General features: G+C 62.7%; 16 protein-coding genes. 5 read left to right on the plus strand and 11 right to left on the minus strand.

What is annotated here, in order from left to right; genetic code table 11:
- Nucleotides 1-149: 149 nt before the first annotated feature.
- The 4 genes from fdxA to V1279_RS33495 all read right to left on the minus strand — a co-directional run bounded on the left by fdxA (nt 150) and on the right by V1279_RS33495 (nt 5853).
- Nucleotides 150-488: a ferredoxin FdxA gene (fdxA, locus tag V1279_RS33480; protein ID WP_334444834.1), complete on the minus strand. Its 339-nt coding sequence runs from the start codon at nt 486-488 to the stop codon at nt 150-152.
- Nucleotides 489-624: 136 nt separating this feature from the next.
- On the minus strand, nt 625-894 hold the full coding sequence (locus V1279_RS33485) for an RNA-binding S4 domain-containing protein (protein ID WP_334444836.1): 270 nt from the start codon (nt 892-894) through the stop codon (nt 625-627).
- Between the two features lie 99 nt (nt 895-993).
- Entirely contained in the window at nt 994-4443 is a 3450-nt protein-coding gene (locus tag V1279_RS33490) for a helicase-related protein (RefSeq protein WP_334444838.1), read from the minus strand.
- Between the two features lie 594 nt (nt 4444-5037).
- On the minus strand, nt 5038-5853 hold the full coding sequence (locus V1279_RS33495; RefSeq protein WP_334446688.1) for a DUF3108 domain-containing protein: 816 nt from the start codon (nt 5851-5853) through the stop codon (nt 5038-5040).
- A 408-nt stretch (nt 5854-6261) separates the two neighbouring features.
- Here V1279_RS33495 and rpmB point away from each other — a divergent pair, with 408 nt between their 5' ends.
- A complete protein-coding gene (gene rpmB, locus V1279_RS33500; RefSeq protein ID WP_334444840.1) occupies nt 6262-6570 on the plus strand; it encodes a 50S ribosomal protein L28 in 309 nt (102 codons plus the stop codon).
- Between the two features lie 186 nt (nt 6571-6756).
- On the opposite strand, the gene V1279_RS33505 is transcribed toward rpmB, so the two are convergent.
- Together V1279_RS33505 and V1279_RS33510 are read right to left on the minus strand one after the other, a co-directional pair.
- Nucleotides 6757-6993, minus strand: a complete 237-nt coding sequence (locus V1279_RS33505; protein ID WP_334444842.1) for a DUF1902 domain-containing protein — start codon at nt 6991-6993, stop codon at nt 6757-6759.
- Between the two features lie 237 nt (nt 6994-7230).
- Nucleotides 7231-10335: a metallophosphoesterase gene (locus V1279_RS33510; RefSeq protein ID WP_334444844.1), complete on the minus strand. Its 3105-nt coding sequence runs from the start codon at nt 10333-10335 to the stop codon at nt 7231-7233.
- Between the two features lie 187 nt (nt 10336-10522).
- Here V1279_RS33510 and V1279_RS33515 point away from each other — a divergent pair, with 187 nt between their 5' ends.
- From V1279_RS33515 to V1279_RS33525, 3 genes are all read left to right on the plus strand, one after another.
- On the plus strand, nt 10523-10849 hold the full coding sequence (locus V1279_RS33515) for a transcriptional regulator (protein WP_334444846.1): 327 nt from the start codon (nt 10523-10525) through the stop codon (nt 10847-10849).
- Between the two features lie 113 nt (nt 10850-10962).
- Nucleotides 10963-12240, plus strand: coding sequence for a DUF2235 domain-containing protein (locus V1279_RS33520; protein WP_334444848.1), 1278 nt, complete (start codon nt 10963-10965; stop codon nt 12238-12240).
- A gap of 988 nt (nt 12241-13228) precedes the next feature.
- Complete coding sequence (locus V1279_RS33525) at nt 13229-14353, plus strand: DUF2336 domain-containing protein (RefSeq protein WP_334444850.1); 1125 nt, start codon at nt 13229-13231, stop codon at nt 14351-14353.
- Between the two features lie 133 nt (nt 14354-14486).
- On the opposite strand, the gene V1279_RS33530 is transcribed toward V1279_RS33525, so the two are convergent.
- The 4 genes from V1279_RS33530 to cobS all read right to left on the minus strand — a co-directional run bounded on the left by V1279_RS33530 (nt 14487) and on the right by cobS (nt 19841).
- Nucleotides 14487-15599, minus strand: a complete 1113-nt coding sequence (locus V1279_RS33530; RefSeq protein WP_334444852.1) for an NADH:flavin oxidoreductase/NADH oxidase — start codon at nt 15597-15599, stop codon at nt 14487-14489.
- A gap of 125 nt (nt 15600-15724) precedes the next feature.
- Nucleotides 15725-16792 carry an esterase-like activity of phytase family protein gene (locus V1279_RS33535; RefSeq protein ID WP_334444854.1) on the minus strand — a complete coding sequence of 356 codons (1068 nt, stop codon included), beginning with the start codon at nt 16790-16792 and terminating at the stop codon, nt 15725-15727.
- Between the two features lie 4 nt (nt 16793-16796).
- Nucleotides 16797-18698: a cobaltochelatase subunit CobT gene (cobT, locus tag V1279_RS33540; RefSeq protein WP_334444856.1), complete on the minus strand. Its 1902-nt coding sequence runs from the start codon at nt 18696-18698 to the stop codon at nt 16797-16799.
- 144 nt (nt 18699-18842) lie between these two features.
- Nucleotides 18843-19841: a cobaltochelatase subunit CobS gene (gene cobS, locus V1279_RS33545; protein WP_442894852.1), complete on the minus strand. Its 999-nt coding sequence runs from the start codon at nt 19839-19841 to the stop codon at nt 18843-18845.
- Nucleotides 19842-20140: 299 nt separating this feature from the next.
- Here cobS and V1279_RS33550 point away from each other — a divergent pair, with 299 nt between their 5' ends.
- Nucleotides 20141-20797, plus strand: a complete 657-nt coding sequence (locus tag V1279_RS33550) for a DedA family protein (protein ID WP_334444860.1) — start codon at nt 20141-20143, stop codon at nt 20795-20797.
- On the opposite strand, the gene V1279_RS33555 is transcribed toward V1279_RS33550, so the two are convergent.
- Complete coding sequence (locus V1279_RS33555; protein ID WP_334444862.1) at nt 20755-21972, minus strand: citrate synthase family protein; 1218 nt, start codon at nt 21970-21972, stop codon at nt 20755-20757. The two genes, V1279_RS33550 and V1279_RS33555, sit on opposite strands and share 43 nt — an antisense overlap.
- Between the last annotated feature and the right edge of the window lie 5 nt (nt 21973-21977).

Consider the following 21977-nt stretch of genomic DNA (forward strand, 5'->3'; position numbering starts at 1 on the left):
AATCAATGATTTACGCCGGGTTCCGGGCCTTTACGGGGCCGTTCCGCCATAAGTCCGCTAACAGGGTTAAATCCGCCAAGCTGGTTCGGTTCAGATTGGGGCCGAAAACAGGGCTCAACGAGCCCTTAACTCATCCACTTATCCACAGCCTAGTCGCCGGCACCGGGCTCCTTGGAAAAATATTTATCGAACTTGCCCTCCACACCTTCGAACTCTTTCGCGTCCGTCGGCGCTTCCTTCTTCTGGGTGATGTTGGGCCAGCTCTTGGCGTACTCGGTGTTGACCTCGAGCCACTTCTCCAGGCCGGGCTCGGTGTCCGGCTTGATGGCGTCGGCGGGACATTCGGGTTCGCAGACGCCGCAGTCGATGCATTCGTCGGGATGGATAACCAGCATGTTCTCGCCCTCGTAGAAGCAGTCGACGGGGCAGACTTCAACGCAGTCGGTATATTTGCATTTGATGCAGGCTTCAGTGACGACGTAAGTCATCCAGGGCTCCGAACAAGGCTCCGAAACGGATCAGTTTTCCGGGGTTTGCGTAGCGCATGCGGTGCGCTGCCGCAAGGGAAGCGGAAGGCCGCAAACGGCCGTTTTTCAAGGCGTCCCGCGAGCCCAATGCAGATAGTTATTGTTTGCCGTTCTGCAAATCATCATAGAGCACGCGCGCGGCCGCAGCGTCGCCCCGCCGCTCGGAAAATCCCACCACTTTGAGAAGGCGCACGCTGCGATCGAGCCCGATCGTCAAGACGTCGCCTATCTTCACCGAGTGGCCGGGCGCCGTTTCGCGCACGCCGTTGATGCGGACGTGACCGGCCTCGACGAGCGCGGCAGCGGAGGTGCGGGCCTTCACCACCCGCGCGTGCCACAGCCACTTGTCGAGACGCTGCCGCTCCAACGACCTTCCCGCAGTCTATTTTTGACGCGTTTTCTTGAGCGCGAACCGGTATCTCCCCGGATCAAGTCCGGGGCAGGCTTTCGCTCGAAAACGCTACGGTTACTCCTTGCGGTTGCCCGCAAGCTGCTCCTTCAGCGCCGCCAGTTTTGCAAATGGCGAATTGGGATCGACCGGACGGTCGCGGTCGCGCGGGCTGGCGCTGGTCGCCCATTGACGATGCGAGGGGCCTGAGTCGCGCTTGTCACGGCCACCCTTGTCGCGTCCGCCGAAATCACGGCCGCCGCGCTCACCCTTGTCGCGACCACCACCCTTGTTGCGGTCGCCCTTGTTGCGATCGAACTTGTCGCGGCGGTTGTCGTCGCGGCCCTTGCCCTCGACGCGCTCGCGGGGCGGCCGGTCCTGACGTGCTTCAGCCGCCGGCGCGCCCTCGGCCGCCGTCGGGGCAGCCGTGGCATCCGCCGGCACGCCCTCGCGCGGCTTGCGAAACTCGTTGTGACGGCGGCCACGGCGATGGCGCTGCTCGCGCGGCGCGGCCTCGGCGCCTTCGCCGCTAGCTGCTGGCGCGGCTTCGGCCGGGCGGCCGTGATGACGCTGGCGGTTGCGGTCGTGGTGCGGACGGCGCTCGTCGGAACGGCCGCCGGGCCGCCAGACTTCGATGAGTTGCGGCTCGGCCGGCGCATCGGACTTGGCTTCCGCGGCAACGGCTTCTGCGGGAGCGGCTTCTGCAGGAGCTTCTGCGGCGGCGGCTTCACTGGGAGCTTCGCTCGCGGTGGCGGGCTCGGCCGCAGCTTCGGCGGCGCTGACCACCTGCTCCGCCTCCTGTTCCGGGGGCGCATCCGCGATCGCGGCTTCCGCCGGCGTGGTCTCGGCGGGCGCAACCTCTTCGGTCGCTTCCGTCACGGGCGTGACATTCGGCAGCAATGAAGCCGATGACGCGGGCTCGCTGCTATCAGGCACTTCGGCGGCAACTTCTTCCGCCGTTGTCTCTGCCGTTGTCTCTGCCGTTGTCTCCGCACTCGCCTCGACCGGCGGTGCCTCAGTGGAGACGGTCTCGACAACGACGTCGGGCGCGGGCTTCGGCGGCAATGGCGGGCGGCGCTCCATGCGGTAGCCGAGCGCACGCAGGATCGAGGCAAAATCTTCGCCGGCCGAGCCGGTGAGCGAGGTCATCGCCTGCGTCACCACAAAACCGCGGCCGTCGAACGCACCGGTCGGCTTTTCGCCGGGCGAAGTCTCGCGCCACGCCAGCGCAGGACGAATGAGATCGGCGAGCCGTTCCAGAATATCAACGCGCACCGCGCGCTCGCCGCACTGGCGATAGCCGAGCAAACGATAGGCATCGCGCGGCAGCGCCTTGTCGACCGGGAACGAGGTGCGGCCCGAGCTCGCCAGATGCTGCGCCCCTGATAGCGCGGACATGTCGACATTGTCCTGCTTCTCGGCCCACAACAGCGAAGCTAGCGCGCGCGCAGCAGGCTTGAGCAGCCCCGGGAAATAGATGTGGTAGGCGCCGAAGCGCACGCCGTATTTGCGTAAGGTGGCGCGCGAGGCCTGGTCGAGATCCTTCATCTCGGCGGAAATTTTTGCGCGCTCCAGCACGCCGAGCGCCTCGACCAATTGGAACGCGATGCCGCGTCCGATGCCGGTGATGTCCTCGGCTTTCGACAGCCCGAACAGCGGACCGAGCAGCTTCTCGATATGCGTCTTCAGCCACAGATCGAGCCGCGCCTGCACGGCCTCGCGCGGCGCGCCGGAGAGGCGATCGTCGGCAATGATGCGCAATCGCGGATGCAGCGCGTCGTCGGCGGCAACGAGCTTTGCAACGGCATCGCCGGTCCAGCGGATGGTGCCGTCTGACGCCAGCACGAACTGGTCGTCGGGTGCTGCGGCAAGCTTGGTGGCGCGCGCGTCGATCTCGCTGGCAAGCACCTGCTGGGCAGCCGCCTGCAGCGCCTTGGCGTCCGAGCCGGCTTCCGCCGCATCGGGTGCAAAGGTAAATCCATCGAGCCGGCCGATCGCGTGGCCTTCCACAATCACTTCGCCGGTCTTGCCAATTTCCGTATTCAAAACTGAGTTCTCCCGCAGGCGGCGCATCAATACACTGGTACGGCGGTCAACGAAACGCTCCGTAAGCCGTTCATGCAGCGCATCGGATAATTTATTTTCGACCTCCCGGGTGATCCCCTGCCAATGGTCGGGGTCGGACAGCCAGTCCGGGCGGTTGGCGACGAAGGTCCAGGTGCGGATTTGCGCAATCCGGCCCGACAGCGTGTCGATATCGCCGGTCACGCGGTCGGCCTGGTCGACCTGGGCTCCGAACCAGGCGTCCGGTATACGGCCCTTTTTCATCAGGAATGCATAAAGCGTGGTCACCAGCTCGGCGTGGGCGGCCGGCGCGATCTTGCGGTAATCCGGGATCTGGCAGGCGTCCCACAGCCGTTCCACGGCGACCGCGCCGTGGGCCATGTCCCTCACCTCGCCGTCGCGTGCCGCATGATCGAGCACGCGCAAATCTTCGGCAATCGGCGCGCGGGTCAAAACCTCGTGCCCCGGCGACAGTGCGAGGGAGACCTGCAGCGCGCCGAGCGAGGCAAAATCCAGTTTCGAATTACGCCACTGCAGCATTTTGACGCTGTCGAAGGTGTGGTTCTGCAGCGCGTTCACCAGTTCCGGCTCGAACGGCCCGCAGCGCCCCGTGGTGCCGAACGTGCCGTTGCGCGTGGCGCGCCCCGCACGGCCCGCGATCTGCGCGAACTCGGACGGATTGAGCCGGCGGAACTGATAGCCGTCATACTTGCGGTCGGAGGCAAACGCGACGTGATCGACGTCGAGGTTCAGCCCCATGCCGACGGCGTCGGTGGCGACGAGATAATCGACGTCGCCGTTCTGGAACATTGCCACCTGTGCATTGCGTGTGCGCGGCGACAGCGAGCCCAATACGACAGCGGCGCCGCCATGCTGCCTGCGGATCAGCTCCGCGATGGCATAGACTTCATCGGCCGAGAACGCGACGATCGCAGTACGCCTGGGCTGGCGCGTGATCTTGCGGTCGCCGGCGAACTCGAGCTGCGACAGCCGCGGCCGTGTGATGATGGAGGCGCCCGGCAGCAGCCGCTCGATGATCGGCCGCATGGTGGCAGCCCCCAGCAGCAGCGTCTCGTCGCGGCCGCGGCGGTGCAGGATGCGGTCGGTGAAGACATGGCCGCGCTCGAGATCGGCCGCGATCTGGATTTCATCGACGGCGAGAAACGACACGTCGAGATCCCGCGGCATCGCCTCGACGGTGGACACCCAGTAGCGCGGGTTCTTCGGCTTGATCTTCTCCTCGCCGGTGATCAGCGCGACCGCCTCGCTCCCCGCCCGATCCGCGATCTTGTTGTAGACCTCGCGCGCCAACAGCCGCAGCGGCAGGCCGATCACGCCGGACGAATGCCCCAGCATCCGCTCGATCGCCAGATGCGTCTTGCCGGTGTTGGTCGGCCCGAGCACAGCGGTAACGCCGGCGCCGGGCGCGCGGTCGTGTGCGAAGCTGGAAGGTGAGAAAGCCATTATGTGCAGGTGTTTCTTTTAGGTGCTCAGCCGTCATTGCGAGGAGCGAAGCGACGAAGCAATCCATTGTTCCTATGCCGCGCTATGGATTGCTTCCGCCTTCGCTGAAGGTGCTACGGCGGACAAGTCGCTTCGCTCGCAATGACGGAAGCCCTTCGGTCGTCCGGCGTCAAATTCCGCCGATTCTGTTTCATTCTGCGACGGCGATGCGGTCGCGGCTTAAGGTCTGGAACGAGTCTGGAACGAAACGCGCCCGAATCGCTGACTCCTCCCGAGACCCCCTTCGTTCACCGCAACATCTCGCGTTGATGCGATCGAGGCGGCACTAGATCAAGTTTACACGGGCTCCACAAGCGGCGGTGTTCGGGTCAAATCCTTAAGGCGCGGAGTCGAATCAGAACCGGGCAAGAGTCAAGCGATGAGTCGGGGCGGTCTCTCCTCGAATGCCGCCCTGCTCCCTCGCCCCGCCCTTGCGGGGAGAGGGGTGGGGTGAGGGGCTCTCTCCACGAGTCGTATGCGCGGAGAGAGCCCCTCACCCGGCGCTGCGCGCCGACCTCTCCCCGCTGAAGAGCGGGGCGAGGTGACTCTCTAGGCTCAATTCGTCTTCGCCACCCTTGGCGGCATCGCGGTCGTCACAAACGACGTCGCCTCCAGCATCGCCGGCCCGAACGGCGTCGGGATGGTCATGCGGAATGGAACCAGGACGCGGGTTCCCGCGATCGGCACGAACGCGATCTCGATCCGGCGTTCGGTGGCGAGATATTTGATCACGGGGCGATCGGGGATGTAGCCCGCAACCGGCGTGAAGTAGATGGCGCAGACCAGCGCCGGCCCGTGATAGCCGCGCTCGGCCTTCACCGTTTCCATGCGCTTGTAGTCGAGCTTGAGATCGTAGCGCAGCCGTCCGTCGAAGATCCCCGCACCGGTGCGGCAGGAATCCGGCGACAGCACCTCGCCGTTGCCTGATACTCGCAGCATCGAGCCGGTCATGGGATCGAGCACGTTTTTGCGGTGCGCGTCGGTGACGACGACGCGGTCCGGATCGACCGGCGGCGTCGGATCGATCGAAAAATCCTTCACATTGCCGTTCGCCAGCGACAGCCGGATGGTTTCGGACTTCTTCTGCGTGGTGGTGGTGGCGGTATAGGCATTCGCGACCAGCGCGCCGCCCACGACGCGGCCCTGGCTGGCGCCCGAGCCCGTTCCGCCGGAAAACGCCTTCAACAGGCCAGCGGTGCCGCCCTGGGCGGAGGCCGAAAACGTGTCGTCGCCGATTTCGATGGTCCAGGCCCCCTTGCCAACCGGGATGCCCGCCAGCGTCGCCTCATACTGCGCATCGAGCCGGCCCTGCGCGGACGCCGCCTGCGGCGCCAGCCATGCCAAGGCGCACAGGCTGAAAACGAGCCCCAGCCTTGAGGAAACAGCGGGGGATGAGACGGCGCAGTTGCTGGTCAAATCTCTGGAGTCCCGGGATCGGCGCGAACTGGTGCTCATTTAGGCAGAAATATCCGGCAAACAACGCGCATTTCGCGAAAAGCACTGCAAAGCGGACCTCGACGACGGCCCGCGTATGGCCGGCGAGGTCAGTTATGTCGAAAGCCATGATGTCGGCGGGGATTGCGCCCTTTATATGATGCCTTAAGTGGCTGGAACCCCTTGCATTCAAGCTAATTCCGGCCTCCAAACGGGCGAAGAACCTTGACGGTTCGGCCGTCTCCCCCTATAGGTCCGCGGTTCCTGAAAATGGACGTGAATTTGGACCCCCGCGGGCCGCGAGAGCGCTTTGCCACGGGCGGGGAGGGAAGAGGATTTTTCGAAATGTCCCGGCGCTGCGAACTGACGGCCAAGGGCCCCCAGGTGGGCCACAAGGTGAGCCACTCGAACATCAAGACCAAGCGGCGCTTCCTGCCGAACCTGGTCAACGTCACCTTCATCTCGGACGCGCTCGCCCGCAACGTGCGCCTGCGCGTCTCGACCAATGCGCTGAAGAGCGTCGACCACAATGGCGGCCTCGATAAGTTCCTGCTGAAGGCCAAGGCCGACGTGCTCTCCCCCCGCGCACTCGATCTGAAGCGCGCGATCGAGAAGAAGGTCGGCAAGCCGGTGTTCGTGAAGAAGGCGAGCTGAGTTTTAGCACCATCGGCGGATCGAAGTTTTGAACGGCCGGGTTGAAAGACCCGGCCGTTTTTGTTTGGCACGCACCACACTCGCTCTCCGTCATGGCCGGGCTTGGCCCGGCCATCCACGTCATTCTTGTCTTGAGGCAGCAAGGCGTGGCTAATCGCGCAATGATTTGTCGGGCTACGAAGCCATTCAGGCCGTAGCCGTCTCCGCTTCGCGCAGCGCGGTGATCTGCAGGAACAGCGAAGCCGGATCGACGTCGGGATGATTGTCGGGCAGCAGGTCGAGCGCCATAGCCGATATCTTCGCCAGCAATTCGTCGAGCGTGGCTCCGTCGGCGGCGGCTGGAATGTCGTCGCAATGTCCGCTCCACACCGACGCTTCATCGTCCCAGGTCGCGGAAATGGTAAAGATGACCGGTTTCGACATTTAGGCTCTGCCTCATCTCACCGGGCCGCACCAAGGCGCGCCCTTGCAAGGAATATAGCATGTCGTGGCCTTCTACAGCCAGAAATCGCTCGCGGTGAGGCCTTCTTTCCCCGTCATGTGAACCACGATTCCACGTCGGGCGCGCCGCCGTCGATATTGACGAACACTTGCGTGCCGGTGGCTTTCGTCGTCCACCTCGTGCCGCGCTCGCTGCTCACCTGCGTTAGCGCATTTCTCTTACTGCATACTATCTCGCAATTTCTTGACTTGGTCTCTGCGACGGAGATCTCGCGTATATCGATCAATCTCCCGCTGACGCTCTTCGCCTTGTAACCCCTTCACTTCAGCGCTTATCTCGCCGGCAAGATGCAAGAAACCATCCTGTTCGTCATGTTGAAGGCCTAATCTAAGAAAAATTGTACTCATCTTTAGTAACAGAACCTCCAAAAACACCATGGATGAAGCTTCAACGGCCTTATTCTTAAAAGACTTCAATCGGCCGATGTACTCAGAAAGCTTGAGATCAGCATAAAGAGAAGATTGGAGGAACGAGTCCGAAAGAGTCGATCCGACTCCATCATTCCGAAGTTGGAGTGCAAGCTTCTGCGAGCCCAAGTCTTGGCGCAATATCTCCGAAATTGCCACCGGGATACTCAAGAAAATAAGCCTAAGAAGTTTTGCGTCAACTTTCTCAGGTAGATCGAGCTTGAACCGTGCGTTACCGAGAGCGACCTCTCGCGTTTCAACAATTTCCTTAAAGGCAATGGATCCGTACAGAATGATTGTCGACCACCCATGCAAAACCTTCCGTAGGTGCTGCTCCTTCTTCTCCTTCGGAATGTTCTCTAAGTTCTTCAACGAGACTGTGTATGCCCTGAGGGTAAGAATCCATTGGGGAAGAATCCCCAGCACCTCCTGTCTTGTAGCTGCCGGCTTTACCTCGGCTCGATCAACTCGCTCCATAGCCTCATCACGCTCCTGAGGCGGCATGTCACTCGTTAGCTGCCGATTGATTCGATCGGCAAAAGAGTCCGTGTCGGACTTGTTCCCCGGGATAGTCAATTTCTCTAAGCGATCTGCCCAAGCAAGTGGCTTTACAATCGCCTCCAACTTAGCCGAGAGATCAGAAAACTCCGCAGAAAAGAAATCCAGCAGTTCGACGTCTTGCCGGGAGAGGCCACAGTAAATGTCGATTTCTGAAATGTAGTTCGTGTATCTGTGATCTTCGAGCAGCCATTTTCTAAAGTCTTCCGATCTAAACATTCTGTGTGAGATAAAAAAGGAAAGGAAGATATTGTATCGAAAGTGGAGTGAGTTTCCTTCATCAGCGAACACCTTGTTGTCGACGAAGTGGCGCAACAACTTAGATAGATCGTGTTCTAATCCAATGCCCTCGAAGTACTCCTTCGTCCATTGGTAAATCTCTGCATATTCAACAATGAATTGATTCTTTCTGCACATCCGCTCAGCAATGACGCCCAGATAATCGATCTGGTTTCGATAATCGAAAGCGCTGCGGAACGCGTATACCGGCTTATATTTCTGAAGGGCACTTTCGACGAATTGCTCAATGACCGTCGATGAATTGATGGGATTAAAGCCTTCAATCTGCTCTAAGACAGAAAGGTAAATGACTACGTATGCTGCGGTCAGCGGAATACCAAGAGCTAGAAAGCGCGAGTGTATCTCGTCGACGACCGCGTCCGAATTATAAGCAGATGGGAGCTTCCATTTTTCGACAAGAGAACGGACCTTTGATCTTGTGAGAGCCCCGACTTGGATGAACTCAAATTCATCAATTCCGATAATCGGACGCAACCGCTTCACGTCGACCATTGATATCTTCAAGGCGATAATCAACCGCGCCTTTGGATACATTGAACGGATCAACGACAAAAAGCTAATATGGACGTTGTTGCTCGGATCGATGTCGTCAACAAGAACGACCAATCTGCCGCTATCATGTAAGGGCTGGAGCTTGAACCGTCGATCATCACCATCAGGGAGCCCCGTTCGCAGAGCGGAAGTTATGGCTGCGGGATATGCCGCCTTAATTCGTCGGCCATCAACGAACGATGGCACCATGGCCACCTTCATGTTTAAGCATTCGTGATGAAACTGCATTGCAAGAAAATCCAGCAACGAAGTTGCCCCGTGTTCCGGTGCGCAGGAAATCACGACATTGCTCGTCGCCTGGAGGAGCTGCGAAGTCGTCATTCTCTGATTGACGTTTGCTGCGCCCTCGCGATTTAGAACAGGATCGACAAACGTTTCTCGCAGGGAACGCTCAGTTATAGTTTTATCTAATTCTTTGGCAGCAACTTCCAATGTTTCCATTAGCCATAAGCAGACGTCATCGTTACTCGCGGGTGGAACCATCCGCTCCCAATACGACTGAGCCGCAGATGAGTTGTAGAATACGCCATTCTTTGCGACGTTCGTGCCTACGTCGAAAGTCATTCGATCTCGATAATACGTGCGGTAATGCGCTGCGATGCACTCAGAAGATTCAGCTGTGTAGACCTGCGAGTATCCGTTGTAGTACCCGTTTGTCTCGTAAAGGGCGCCGCCCTGAGCCATAAAGCAGACGTCCGTGCCAAGAACGATAGAAGGTAGTGGTTGGTGGACGTGTCCGAAGAAATGAAAAGACGATTTGTCCGTTAGCATAGGGACCAAGACACGACTTGACGCTTCATTCAAATCGGCCATGGTATGATGCATTAAGGAGAGCGTTTGATGACCATCTGGCACGTCCTGAAAGGCGGCTAACGCGTATTCGCCTGGAATGGTCAATTTGCCTCGATCAAATTTCGAACCTTCGAGGCCGCAGCCAAAGCTGCTGTTTAGCGCAACAAAGCTGACTCTCTTTGTTGGATAAGAGTACGTGTGTGCAAATGGATTTGGCCACGGATTGCCACACCGTTCCACCAAATTGAAAAAGCCGTGGCCAATGGCCTTTACGTAAGTTTGAGTTGGTCCAGAAGACAGCAGCGCCATCATATCCGTTGAATCGGCGGCCATTGCGACCTTCAGCCTCTCCCTTTCATCGTTCCAGTCTCTTATTGTTTTTTGGCTTACGTCGTGGTTGCCCGGACAGAAAATGACTTCCTTGCCGGTCAAACCCAGCGCCGATAGCAGCGGATCAAGGAACGCAGTTTCGAACTGCTGATAGATGTCTGGCTCGTCCGGATTGTTGACGATGTCGCCAGAGAAGACCAAGAAGTCGGCCGAGAATCCTTCAGCAACGAGTTGCTTGACGTCGCAAAGAAGTGCTCCGATCAGTTCCCTTTGGAATGGTCTATTTGGCGTGAAATGCAGATCTGTGAGGTGCAATAGTTGCATGAACAACTTCCTATATATGAGATGAAATCTATTCTTTGGCTTCCAAGCAGGGAATCGCAATGGTTGCAGTATTCACACAAGCACGCAAAAAGGACTAGCTAGAATGAAGTGCCATCCCGGGTTATCGAAGCCGCGCTCCGCCGCTGGCGCGATTACAAGAAGCGCAAGCGCAGCGAAGGATGACGCCATGGCACTGACCCGGAATTTTCGCGACACGGTGCGGGCGCGGGCGGAGCGCGAGCCTGCCTTTCGCCGGGCGCTGTTTCAGGAGGCGGTGCAGGCCCTGCTGCAGGGCGAGACCGATGAGGGGCGCGCGGCGCTGCGGGCCTATATCAATGCGACGATCGGATTCGATCGGCTGGGCGAGGTGCTCGGGCGGTCGCCGAAGAGCCTGATGCGGATGTTCGGCCCGGACGGCAATCCCACCGCCGAAAATCTGCTCGGAGTCATCGGCGCGTTGCAGGAAGAGACCGGGGTACACTTGAAGATTCGCGCAGTCACCGAGGCGGCCTGACGCGAGCCTCGCGCCGGGAAGGCCGTGGACGAGACAGAGCGGCCGTTCACAGCGTCATCCAAAATCCCCAAATTCCGCTATACTCGCTCCGGTAGCACCGGGGGAGCATCAGCATGCGCAACATCATCATCTGCTGCGACGGCACCGGTAACGAGATTTCCGAGAACATCTCCAATGTGCTGAAGCTCTATCGCTGCCTGCGCAAGACGGAGAAGACACAGCCGCGGCAGCTGGTGTTTTACGATCCGGGGGTCGGCACGCTGGAGCGGCCGGACCCGTGGCACAAGTTGAAGCAGGATTTCAACGCCATCCTCGGCCTCGCCACCGGCTATGGGCTCGATGACAACGTGCTCGCGGCCTATGCCTTCCTGGTCCACAATTATCAGACCGGCGACCAGATCTATCTGTTCGGCTTTTCCCGCGGCGCCTATACCGTGCGGGTGCTGGCGGGGCTGATCCACAAGGTGGGGCTGATCTCGCCGGAGCAGGTCAATCTCGCAGGCTCGGGGCTGATCGCCTACAAGCAGTTTTCCTCCGACGAGGCGCCGAAGCTGCGGGCCGAGGCCAAGCTGCTTACCGAGACCGGCGACGCGCTGGGGCCGCTGCCGCAGACCGCGTTCGACAACGCCGCGCAATTCGCGCGCATCACCTCGGCGCGCTGGCCCAACGTCCGCTTCGTCGGCGTCTGGGATACGGTCGCCAGCGTGATCGTGCCGCGGGCCGATCGGTTCTATTGGCCGAGCCTGGAGGAGCTGGCGTTCACGATCGCGAACCCGAGCGTGCAGACGTTCCGGCAGGCGATCTCGATCGACGAGCGGCGCTGCATGTTCCGCCTCAACAAGTGGGACGACCCGCAGACCTTCAAGCACAACCGCTTCAACGACGCGCATGCCGAGCCGCAGGATATTTTGCAGGTGTGGTTCGCCGGCGTGCATGGCGATATCGGCGGCGGCTATCCGGAAAAGCAAAGCGGGCTTTCCAAATATCCGCTGCTGTGGATGATCGACGAGGCGACAAAGTGCGGACTCGGGGTCAACCAGGCCACCGTCAACCAGCTCGCCTGGGGCATTCAGCGCAAGGGCAGCCCGTTCTCCTACGTCGTGCCCGACGTGCGCGGCGAACTGCACACCTCGCTGCGAGGGGCGTGGTGGATCCTCGAATATCTTCCGAAGAGCGCGACCTACAATGAGTGGCCGGCGCGCAAAACGTATTTCGGCTATTACATCCCGGACGCCGAACCGCGCTTGATTCCCGACGGCGCCATGATCCACGAATCGGCGCTGCTGCGCATGGACGCGATGCCTAGCTATCGGCCGGTGAATTTGCCGAAGCAATACGAGAAGTTTCCGATGCCGGTGGCGCCGGCGCATGCGTCCGCGGAAGAGGATTGACGCTCTCTCCTCGTCATGGCCGGGCTTGACCCGGCCATCCATCAAGAAGAACTTCTTCTCTGTTGATGGATTGCCGGGTCAAGCCCGGCAATGACGACAGTGGAAGGCGACGACGCGTGATACGCACTGTGTGATCTCGTGTGTGACTGCCCGACGGGCAAATCACTCAAAACCTGTCCAGCCCTCGCGTGAAAAATATTCCGCTTCGCGTTCACCCCAAATCAACCCTACAACTCCCGCCATCCCGCGCCCACAAGAGGGGCGTATCGCGATCGTCACGGACGTAGGGTGCGGGGAGCGGTGGCCGCAAAGCGCCGGGCGCACAAGGAGGTTTTCGCAGGGCGGGCTTAGGTCCGTGAGCGAAGGCCGCGCGCCGACGGACGGCGCTATTGCGGACGGCAAAGCCGTGTGGTCCTGGCACCCGTTGCTGGTGTCAAGCCGGCGGAGGTTTTGAGAAATCCAACCGGGTTTCGCCAAAACCTTCAATCCGCCGGCGATGGAGGCAAGAGGAATTCGTCTCCAGGGAGAGCGCGGTATAAGCCGTAAAACCATCGCGCAGGGAATGCCGGGCTGCTCCGGCTGTACCTGTATGCTCGTGTGCGTTTCTCTAGCGCATATTGCACACGAGACCGCGGGTGCTAGCCGGCACCCGGCATTCCCTGCGCCCTCTTCTTTGGGCGAAACGATATGCAAAGCTCGGGCGCAATGCGCCGCGAGACGGCGAAGGTGTGTTCTTCGTAGGATGGGTAGAGCGCAGCGAAACCCATCACCTACCCAAGTGACCGGAGGCAATCGATGGGTATCGCTTCGCTCCACCCATCCTACGGAAGCGCGCTCTCAACACTCGGCCACTGGCCGACCGCCCCCGCAAATCTTACGGCCCCATTCCCGCCTCCTCCCGACCCAAATGGTTTACGGATCGTTAAACTCTCACCCCTATTCTCGCGCGTCTACAGCCAGAACCGGCTTGAAACGCTCAGGACGAGCGATGTTGGAACGATCGATCGCCGACGAGGTCGAGGCGGCCATCAAGGCCGGCTCGACGGAAAAACATCTGGATACGCTGAGGCAGGTCACCGACCTGTTTCTGCTGTCCGCCGACGGCTATTCCGGCGAACAGATCGAGCTGTTCGGCGACGTGCTGGAACGGCTGATCCGGACCATCGAGCTGCGCGCGCTGGCCGATGTCTCCGCGCGCATTGCGCTCGCCGAAATGAGCACGCAGTTCGCCTCCATCAAGCAGGCGCCGGCGGCCGTGGTCCGCCGCCTGGCGCATAATGACGAGATTTCGATTGCGCGGCCCGTGCTGACCGAATCGGCGCGGCTGACGGCCGAGGATCTGGTCGAGCTCGCACAAACCAAGGGCGAGCAGCATCTGCTCGCGATCTCCGGGCGCTGGTGGCTGACCGAGATCGTCACCGACGCGCTGTTGAAGCGGCATTACCCTTCCGTCAGCCGGCGGCTCGTCACCAATCCCGGCGCGCGGATGTCGGCCGCAGGCTTCGCCGTCGTGCTGAAGCAGGCGGAGAGCGATCCTGATCTCGCGGTCGAGACCGGCATTCGCGTCGACCTGCCGGCCGAGCAGCGCCAGCAATTGTTGCGCAGCGCCACCGAGGCCGTGCGCTCGCGGCTGTTGTCGCGCGCCCCGCCGCATCTGTTCGAGGAAATCAGGAACGCGATCGCGCTTGCTGCCGCCGGCGCCAACCGCGAAATGTCGCGCACGCGCGATTTCACCGCGGCCCGCCGCTTCGTCATGGCGCTTGCCAAGCACGGCAAGCTCAACGAGCCGGCGCTGCTGGCCTTTGCGAAAGAGCGCAAATACGCCGAGACGGTCGCGGCGCTTGCCGAATTGTCAGGCTCGACCGTCGAGGTGATCCGCCCTGTCATGCAGAGCCTGCGCGATGACGGCGTGCTGATCCCCTGCCGCGTCGCCGGATTGAACTGGGAAACGGTCGCAGCCGTGCTCGACAGCCGCTTCGCCTCCGGCAGCATGGGCCGCCATGAACTGGCGAAAGCAAAAGAGAAATACGGCAAGCTGACGGTCGAAAACGCCCGCCGTCTCATAAAATTCTGGCAAGTCCGCCCCGCCGACGCGCCGCCGAAGCCGCATTGAGGGCGTGTCCTACGTCATTGCGAGCGAAGCGAAGAATGTAGCCCGGATGGAGCGCAGCGCAATCCGGGATAGGTCTATCGGGCTGCGAGAATCCCGGATTGCGCTTTGCTCCATCCGGGCTACGAAACGCGCGCTACCTTGTCCCGAACGTGGTGGCGCCGAACAGTGCCTTCTGCGTCGAGGGCTGCGAGCGCCAGTATTGCGGCGGGGCGAACACCTCGCCGCCGAGTTCGGCCGCCGCATGCCAGCCCCAGCGCGGGTCGTAGAGCATGGCGCGCGCCAGCGCGACCATGTCGGCCTTGCCCGAGGCCACGATCTCCTCGGCCTGCCTGGCTTCCGTGATCAGGCCGACGGCGATGGTGGGAAGGCCGGTCGCCTCGCGGATCGCCTGCGCGAACGGCACCTGGTAGCCGGGGCCGAGCGGGATCTTCTGCAAGGGCGACACGCCGCCCGAGGACGCATCGATCCAATCGACGCCGCGCTGCTTCAGGGCCTGTGCGAACTCGATCGTCTGCGGCAGATCCCAGCCGCCCTCGACCCAGTCGGTGCAGGAGACGCGCAATCCCACCGGCTTGTCATGCGGGAACGCCGCGCGCACCGCGTCGAACACTTCGAGCGGAAAGCGCATGCGGTTCTGCAAGGAGCCGCCATATTGATCGGTGCGCCGGTTGGCGATCGGCGACAGGAACTGGTGCAGCAGATAGCCGTGCGCGGAGTGCACCTCGATGGCATCGATGCCGAGCCGTTCAGCGCGCTGCGCCGCCGCCACGAAGGCGTCGCGCACGCGCTTCAGTCCCGCCGCGTCGAACGCCAGCGGCGGCGTCTCGCTCTCCTTGTGCGGGATCGCCGAGGGCCCCTCTGCCCGCCAGCCGCCTTCGGCAAGCGGGATCAATTGCCCGCCGTCCCACGGCGTGTGGCTCGAGGCCTTGCGGCCGGCGTGCGCGAGCTGGATCATCACGTGCGCCTTCGAGCGCTTGCGCACCGAGGCGAGGATCGGCCTAAGTGCGGCTTCGGTGGCGTCGTTGTAGAGGCCGAGGCAGGCGGGCGTGATGCGGCCGGTGGCTTCCACCGCCGTCGCCTCGATGCAGAACACCGCGGCCCCCGACAGCGCCAGCGAATTGATGTGGGTGAAGTGCCAGTCATTGGCCTCGCCGTCGACGGACGAGTACTGGCACATCGGCGCCACCATGATGCGGTTGGCAAGGTTAAGGCCGCGCAGCTTGATCGGGGTAAACAAAGCGCTCATGGGCTAAGGGATCCGGACCGGGAGGAAAGCGACCCGCCATGTCTAGCGAGCCGCTTGGCGCTCCTCAACCCGCCCCGGCTGCAACCCTGCCGGGCGATTCATCGTTGGCCGCGCCACCGGCAACGTCACTCCACCAGCGTGAATTGCAGCAGCAGATTGCGCTGGATCATCGAAAAATTGTCGTCGGAGACCAGCGTCAGCACCGTGTCGCCCTCCGGCGTGACGTGGGCGTCGATGCCTTCCATGTTGTCGATCTCGTGGCCGAGATCGGCCTCGAAGATCGAGGGACCGTCGATCACCGCGCCGGGGGCAATGGAGGCAAGTGCAATGCGGCGGATGCGGATGCCGATCCCGCCGAGCCAGGAGAATTTGCGCTCCAGCAGCAACAGGCCGCCGGACGGCAGCAGCACCGCATCGCTGACGTCGAAATTTTCGGTGCGGCGAATGCTGAACAGCCCCAGCGTCTTGCCGATCAGGAAGGCTGTGATGTTGCCCTGCGCGTCGAGTCCGCGTTCGGAGATCGCGATCAGCGTTCCCGCCAGCGGCAAGCCCTTCGGCACCACGACAAGCGCCTCGATCCCCTTGTTGTAGGGCAGTTTGCGCACGCCCAGCGGCAACTGAATCAACTCGCCATCTGCGCGCGTAAATCCCCTGGCGAAGTCGAACCGCAGTATCTGGTTGACGCGCTCGAGGCCGACATAGACCAGCGAGCCGTCGAGCGCGAGCGCCTCGGTATCGAACCAGCCGCGCGAGATGATCGGCTTGCCGTCGGGACCGAGCATCGGCGAGGCCTCGACGTCGTCGAGCCCGGTCATCTCGCGGCCCTTGTAGACAATGCGCCCCGTGAACCAGCCGCCCTTGTCGCTGATCGCGATGAAGCGCTCACCCTTCGCGTCCAGCCGCAGGCCCGACAATCCGCCGAAGCCGCGAAACCGCGAGGTCAGAATGAGCCCGCTGCGATATTCGAGTTCGCCAAACCGCAGACGCGACCGGTCGCGGGTATCGAACGAGGGCAGCGGCCGGGCATTGACCTCGATCGAGACCGGCGTGGTGACCGAGAATTCGTCGGGAACGGTCCGCCTCGGGGGCCGCTGAACGGCCGTTTGCGCCGCCGCGATGGCGGGCACGGCCGCCACGGAAAGCCCCGCCGCTGCATATTTCAAAAGCCGGCGGCGGCCTATGGGCGTGCGCATACGCTCACGAATGCAGGCGGCGCGGCCGGCGGTGGCCCGTGGCGGGCGCGGCGCCGTGGGTCTCGCTGAACAGTTCGGCGAGCTTTTCGGTGATGGCGCCGCCGAGCTCTTCGGCATCGACGATGGTGACCGCACGGCGGTAGTAGCGCGTGACGTCGTGACCGATGCCGATCGCGATCAGTTCGACCGGCGAGCGGGTCTCGATCTCCTCGATGATGTGGCGCAAGTGCCGCTCGAGGTAGTTGCCGGCATTGACCGACAGCGTGGAGTCGTCCACCGGCGCGCCATCCGAAATCATCATCAGGATCTTGCGCTGTTCGGCCCGGCCGAGCAGCCGCTTGTGCGCCCAGTCCAGCGCCTCGCCGTCGATGTTCTCCTTCAGGAGACCCTCGCGCATCATCAGGCCGAGATTCTTGCGCGAACGCCGCCAGGGCGCATCGGCGGATTTGTAGATGATGTGGCGGAGATCATTCAGCCGGCCGGGATTGGCCGGCTTGCCGGCGGCAAGCCACGCCTCGCGCGACTGCCCGCCCTTCCAGGCGCGGGTGGTGAAGCCGAGAATCTCGACCTTGACGCCGCAACGCTCCAGCGTGCGCGCGAGAATATCGGCACAGGTCGCCGCCACCGTGATCGGGCGGCCGCGCATCGAACCGGAATTGTCCAGGAGCAGCGTCACCACCGTGTCGCGGAACGTCGCCTCCTTCTCATGCATGAAGGACAGCGGATGATAGGGATCGGTGACCACGCGCGACAGCCGCGCCGGATCGAGGATGCCTTCCTCGAGGTCGAACTCCCAGGCGCGGTTCTGCTGCGCCATCAGGCGGCGTTGCAGCCGGTTGGCGAGCCGCGCCACGATGCCCTGCAGATGCGCGAGCTGCTTGTCGAGATAGGAGCGCAAGCGTTCCAGCTCGTCATGGTCGCAGAGATCTTCGGCCGCGATGACCTCGTCGAACTTCGGCGCAAACGCGTGATATTCCGGCCCGCGCGGCTCGTTGGCGCCGCGGGTATTCGGCCGCGTCGCCTCGCCCGGCGTCTCGTCGTCGCCGAGTTCGCCATCGTCAAATGTGTCGCTGGTGGACGCCTGCGCGCTCTCCATCGCGCTTTCCGACATTTCGTCAGTGGAAGCCTGCGCCTGGTCGGCGCTCATTTCCTGCGCGGCGTCGCTGTCGGGTGAGCCTTCGGCGCCGGACTGGTCGTTCTCGCCGTCCTGATTCTCGTCGTTCTCGTCGTCATCGGCGTCCGCATCGCGCTCGTCGCCGAGATCGAGCGCCGACAGCAGGTCGTGCACGAGGTCGCCGAACTTCGCCTGGTCCTCGGTGACGCGGCTCAGCTTGTCGAGCCGGGTGCCGATCTTGTCTTCCAGCACCGGTCGCCAGAGGTCGACCATCTTCTTGGCAGCCGTGGGCGGCGCCATGCCGGTCAGCCGCTCACGCACCAGCATCGCCAGCGCATCCGACAGCGGTGCGTCGGCGCGGTCGGTGATCTCGTCATACTTGCCGCGATGGAAATGATCATCGAGCATCGCGGTGAGGTTTTTCGCCACGCCCGACATCCGGCGCGACCCGATCGCCTCGACGCGGGCCTGCTCCACGGCTTCGAACACGCCGCGCGCCTGCGGATTTCCCGGCATCAGCTTGCGGTGCACCTTGGGATCGTGACAGGCGAGCTTCAGTGCGATCGAATCGGCATGGCCGCGCACGATCGCCGCGTCGCGCTTGGTCATCTTGCGGGCCGGCTCCGGCAACCGCGCCTTGCCCGGCGCGAGACCGGGGCGCTCAGCCGCGAACGTCACTTCCAGCTCCGGCGCCTTTGCGATCGCACGCAGGCACGAGGTCACCGCGCGCTTGAACGGCTCGGTCGGGGCTTCCTTCGATCCGGTACGGAATTTGGAGTTCGACGTCGTCATTGCCACCTCACCGCCGTCGTCCCTGCGAAAGCAGGGACCCATAACCACCGGCGATCATTGTCTTCCAAACTCTGGCTCCGTCGCGCTACTGAAACGTCACGGCGTATGGGTCCCCGCTTTCGCAGGGACGACAACTACGGACGACTACGAAAGCGCCACGTTCACCGAAGATTCCGCGAGTTCCTGGTTGAAGCAGCGCTGGTAGAATTCGGCCACCAGCGGCCGCTCCAGTTCGTCGCACTTGTTGAGGAAGGTGACGCGGAACGCAAAGCCGATGTCGCTGAAGATATCGGCGTTCTCGGCCCAGGTAATCACGGTGCGCGGGCTCATCACCGTCGACAAATCGCCATTGGCGAACGCGTTGCGGGTGAGATCGGCGAGCCGCACCATCTTGTTGACGATGTCGCGGCCTTCCTGCGTGCGGTAGTGATGCGCCTTGGCCAGCACGATTTCGACCTCTTCGTCATGCGCCAGATAGTTCAGCGTGGTGACGATCGACCAGCGGTCCATCTGGCCCTGGTTGATCTGCTGGGTGCCGTGATAGAGGCCCGACGTATCGCCGAGGCCGACCGTGTTGGCGGTCGAGAACAGGCGGAACGACGGGTGCGGCTTGATCACCTTGTTCTGGTCCAGCAGCGTCAGGCGGCCGGAAACTTCCAGCACGCGCTGGATCACGAACATCACGTCAGGGCGGCCGGCGTCATATTCGTCGAACACCAGCGCGATGTTGTGCTGCAGCGCCCAGGGCAGGATGCCGTCGCGGAATTCGGTGACCTGCTTGCCGTCCCGGACCACGATCGAGTCCTTGCCGACGAGGTCGATACGGCTGATGTGGCTGTCGAGGTTGACGCGCACGCAAGGCCAGTTCAGCCTTGCTGCGACCTGCTCGATGTGGGTCGATTTGCCGGTACCGTGATAGCCGGTGACCATGACGCGGCGGTTCTTGGCAAAACCGGCGAGGATCGCGAGCGTGGTGGCACGATCGAAGCGGTAGTCCGAATCGACCTCCGGCACATGCGGGTCGACTTCGGAATAGGCCGGAACTTCGAGATCGCTGTCGATACCGAAAACCTGCCGGACCGACACCTTCATGTCGGGCAAACCGGCGGGCTCCGAAACTTTGCTCATGGCGGCGGTCGTCATCAATCCTCCGAGGTCCCGGGCGTTCCCGAAACCAGATTTGTTGAATGGCTGCGGATGGGGGCTAATCGAACCTAGCAGAGAGCAAGGGCCGGCAGAAGCCCGCGGCGCAATCAAAGTTCCGTTGCCTTATCATTGAGATAGGCCGTGTATCAGGTTTTTGGAGGGCTGCCCTGCGAATCACGCCGCACTTTTGCCGCCTTGGCCACCCCACCACGCTCAAAACCGGAGGCTGGCCGGCACTTTCAGCCCCGGCCCGGGCTTGGTAGCTCTGATTCAGCCTCCGACTGGACAGCAAGGTTGTGACATTCCTCGATCCCGTGATTGCATTCGTTTCGGCCCATCCGTGGGCAGCCTATCTGACACTATTTCTCGCGGCCCTGCTGGAGGCGATTCCGGTCGTGGGGGCGTTGGTGCCGGGCTCGACCGTCATCCTCGCCCTGAGTGCGCTGGTGCCGGGTGGCGAACTGAAGCTGTGGGGCGTGCTGGCGGCAGCGATCGCTGGCGCCATACTTGGCGACGGCTCGGCGTTCTGGGCCGGCCATCGCTCGCAACGCGAGATTCTGGGCGCCTGGCCGATGTCGAGATATCCGGGCGTGATGGCGCAGAGCGAGGCGTTCTTCCACCGCTGGGGAACGCTGGCCGTGTTGTTCGCGCGCTTTGTGCCGCCGATCCGCGCCTTCGTACCGGTCACAGCGGGCGCGCTCGGGATGCCACCAATGCTTTTCTTCGGCGTCAATATTCCCGCGGTACTCGCCTGGGCGTTGGCGCACGTGCTGCCAGGCGTGCTCGCGGTCTCGGCATTGCATGAATATGCCGGCCTGCCCCACCACCAGCACACCGGCAAACATCTGTGGATGCTGGCCGTGTTCGCGGCGGCGATCATCGCGCTCGGCGTCTGGACGCTACGCCGCCGTCAGGCCCGGACGGGGCTGCGCCCGGGCGCCGGGCCGACATAGCGCGCGCGGGGCCGGATCAGCCCGCCATGCCGCAATTGTTCGCAGGCATGCGCGATCCACCCCACCGTGCGCGCCATGGAAAACAGCACGAGTTCATGGCCGGGCGGCAGGCCGAGCGTGTGCACCAGCACCGCAAGGGCATAGTCGATATTGACGAACTCGCCGGTCGCCTCCGCGATCCGCTCGGGGATTTCGTGGGTGAGTTTGCGGTCGGCGCCCGAGCGCGCCAGCGCTTCCAGCAGGGCCCGCGCGCGCGGATCGCCGTGCTTGTAGACGCCATGACCAAAGCCCGCGAAGCGTTCGCCGAGCGCGACGCGCTCGCGGATGACGGGGGCGACCTCGCCATTAGCGAGCGTCTTCAAAAGCTGCGCCGCGAGCACACCCGCGCCGCCGTGCTTGGGGCCTTTGAGCGCGACGAGCCCGGCGATGATCGCGTCGTAGAGGTTTAGCCCGGTCGAGGCCGCGCAGCGCACGGTGAAGGTCGACGCATTCAATTCGTGATCCGCCAGCAGCACGAGCGCGCGGCGGATCAAATCGGCCGCGTGCTTGTGCTCCGGCGCCCAGACGCGCGCGATCTGCAGATGAAGCGGTCTTGCCGAGGATTTGGCGTTCAGCATGGTCGCGACCACCAGCCGCATGATGCGGCCGCCGAGCATCGCGCGCCCTTCGGACGCCCGGGTGAACGCCCGCGGGTCGGCACTGGCCGCCAGCGCCAGCACGGCGATCGTGCGATCGATCGCATTGGCCCCGCGCGCAGCTTCGGCCACGGCACGCATTTCGTCCGACACGACGGGGCAATTGTCCTGTTCGAACGGATCGGCGCCGGTGACATCCCACAGCAGCGTCGCCGCATGTTCGAGCGTGTCGCGCTCGGCGAGGTCGACGCAATTGACGCCGCGATAGATCGGCCCGTCCTCGGTGATGGTCGCGACCGCCGAATCCATGACCGGCAGATCGGCGTCGAAGCTGCGCAGGCCCCGCGGCTCCGGCGACGGCGCGCGCCGCTCCTTCAGCGTGCGAACGTCCTCGGCCCGGTAGCGGTGGCTGCGCGAGTCCTGCGATGGCTCCGAGCGGATCAGCCCGCGGCTGACATAGGCGTAGAGGGTGGCCTGCGAGATCGCGAGTTCGGCGGAGGCCTCGCGGGCCGAGAGATAAAGGCCGGCGGATTTTTTCATATTGA

Source organism: Bradyrhizobium sp. AZCC 1610, assembly GCF_036924515.1.
Taxonomy (GTDB): Bacteria; Pseudomonadota; Alphaproteobacteria; order Rhizobiales; family Xanthobacteraceae; genus Bradyrhizobium.

Bases quoted from the DNA above. Each gene is read 5' to 3' on its own strand.
- fdxA (WP_334444834.1), bottom strand. From the start codon at position 488: ATGACTTACGTCGTCACTGAAGCCTGCATCAAATGCAAATATACCGAC.
- V1279_RS33490 (WP_334444838.1), bottom strand. From the start codon at position 4,443: ATGGCTTTCTCACCTTCCAGCTTCGCACACGACCGCGCGCCCGGCGCC.
- rpmB (WP_334444840.1), top strand. From the start codon at position 6,262: ATGTCCCGGCGCTGCGAACTGACGGCCAAGGGCCCCCAGGTGGGCCAC.
- V1279_RS33505 (WP_334444842.1), bottom strand. From the start codon at position 6,993: ATGTCGAAACCGGTCATCTTTACCATTTCCGCGACCTGGGACGATGAA.
- V1279_RS33510 (WP_334444844.1), bottom strand. From the start codon at position 10,335: ATGCAACTATTGCACCTCACAGATCTGCATTTCACGCCAAATAGACCA.
- V1279_RS33515 (WP_334444846.1), top strand. From the start codon at position 10,523: ATGGCACTGACCCGGAATTTTCGCGACACGGTGCGGGCGCGGGCGGAG.
- V1279_RS33520 (WP_334444848.1), top strand. From the start codon at position 10,963: ATGCGCAACATCATCATCTGCTGCGACGGCACCGGTAACGAGATTTCC.
- V1279_RS33525 (WP_334444850.1), top strand. From the start codon at position 13,229: ATGTTGGAACGATCGATCGCCGACGAGGTCGAGGCGGCCATCAAGGCC.
- V1279_RS33530 (WP_334444852.1), bottom strand. From the start codon at position 15,599: ATGAGCGCTTTGTTTACCCCGATCAAGCTGCGCGGCCTTAACCTTGCC.
- V1279_RS33535 (WP_334444854.1), bottom strand. From the start codon at position 16,792: ATGCGCACGCCCATAGGCCGCCGCCGGCTTTTGAAATATGCAGCGGCG.
- cobT (WP_334444856.1), bottom strand. From the start codon at position 18,698: ATGACGACGTCGAACTCCAAATTCCGTACCGGATCGAAGGAAGCCCCG.
- cobS (WP_442894852.1), bottom strand. From the start codon at position 19,841: ATGACGACCGCCGCCATGAGCAAAGTTTCGGAGCCCGCCGGTTTGCCC.
- V1279_RS33555 (WP_334444862.1), bottom strand. From the start codon at position 21,972: ATGAAAAAATCCGCCGGCCTTTATCTCTCGGCCCGCGAGGCCTCCGCC.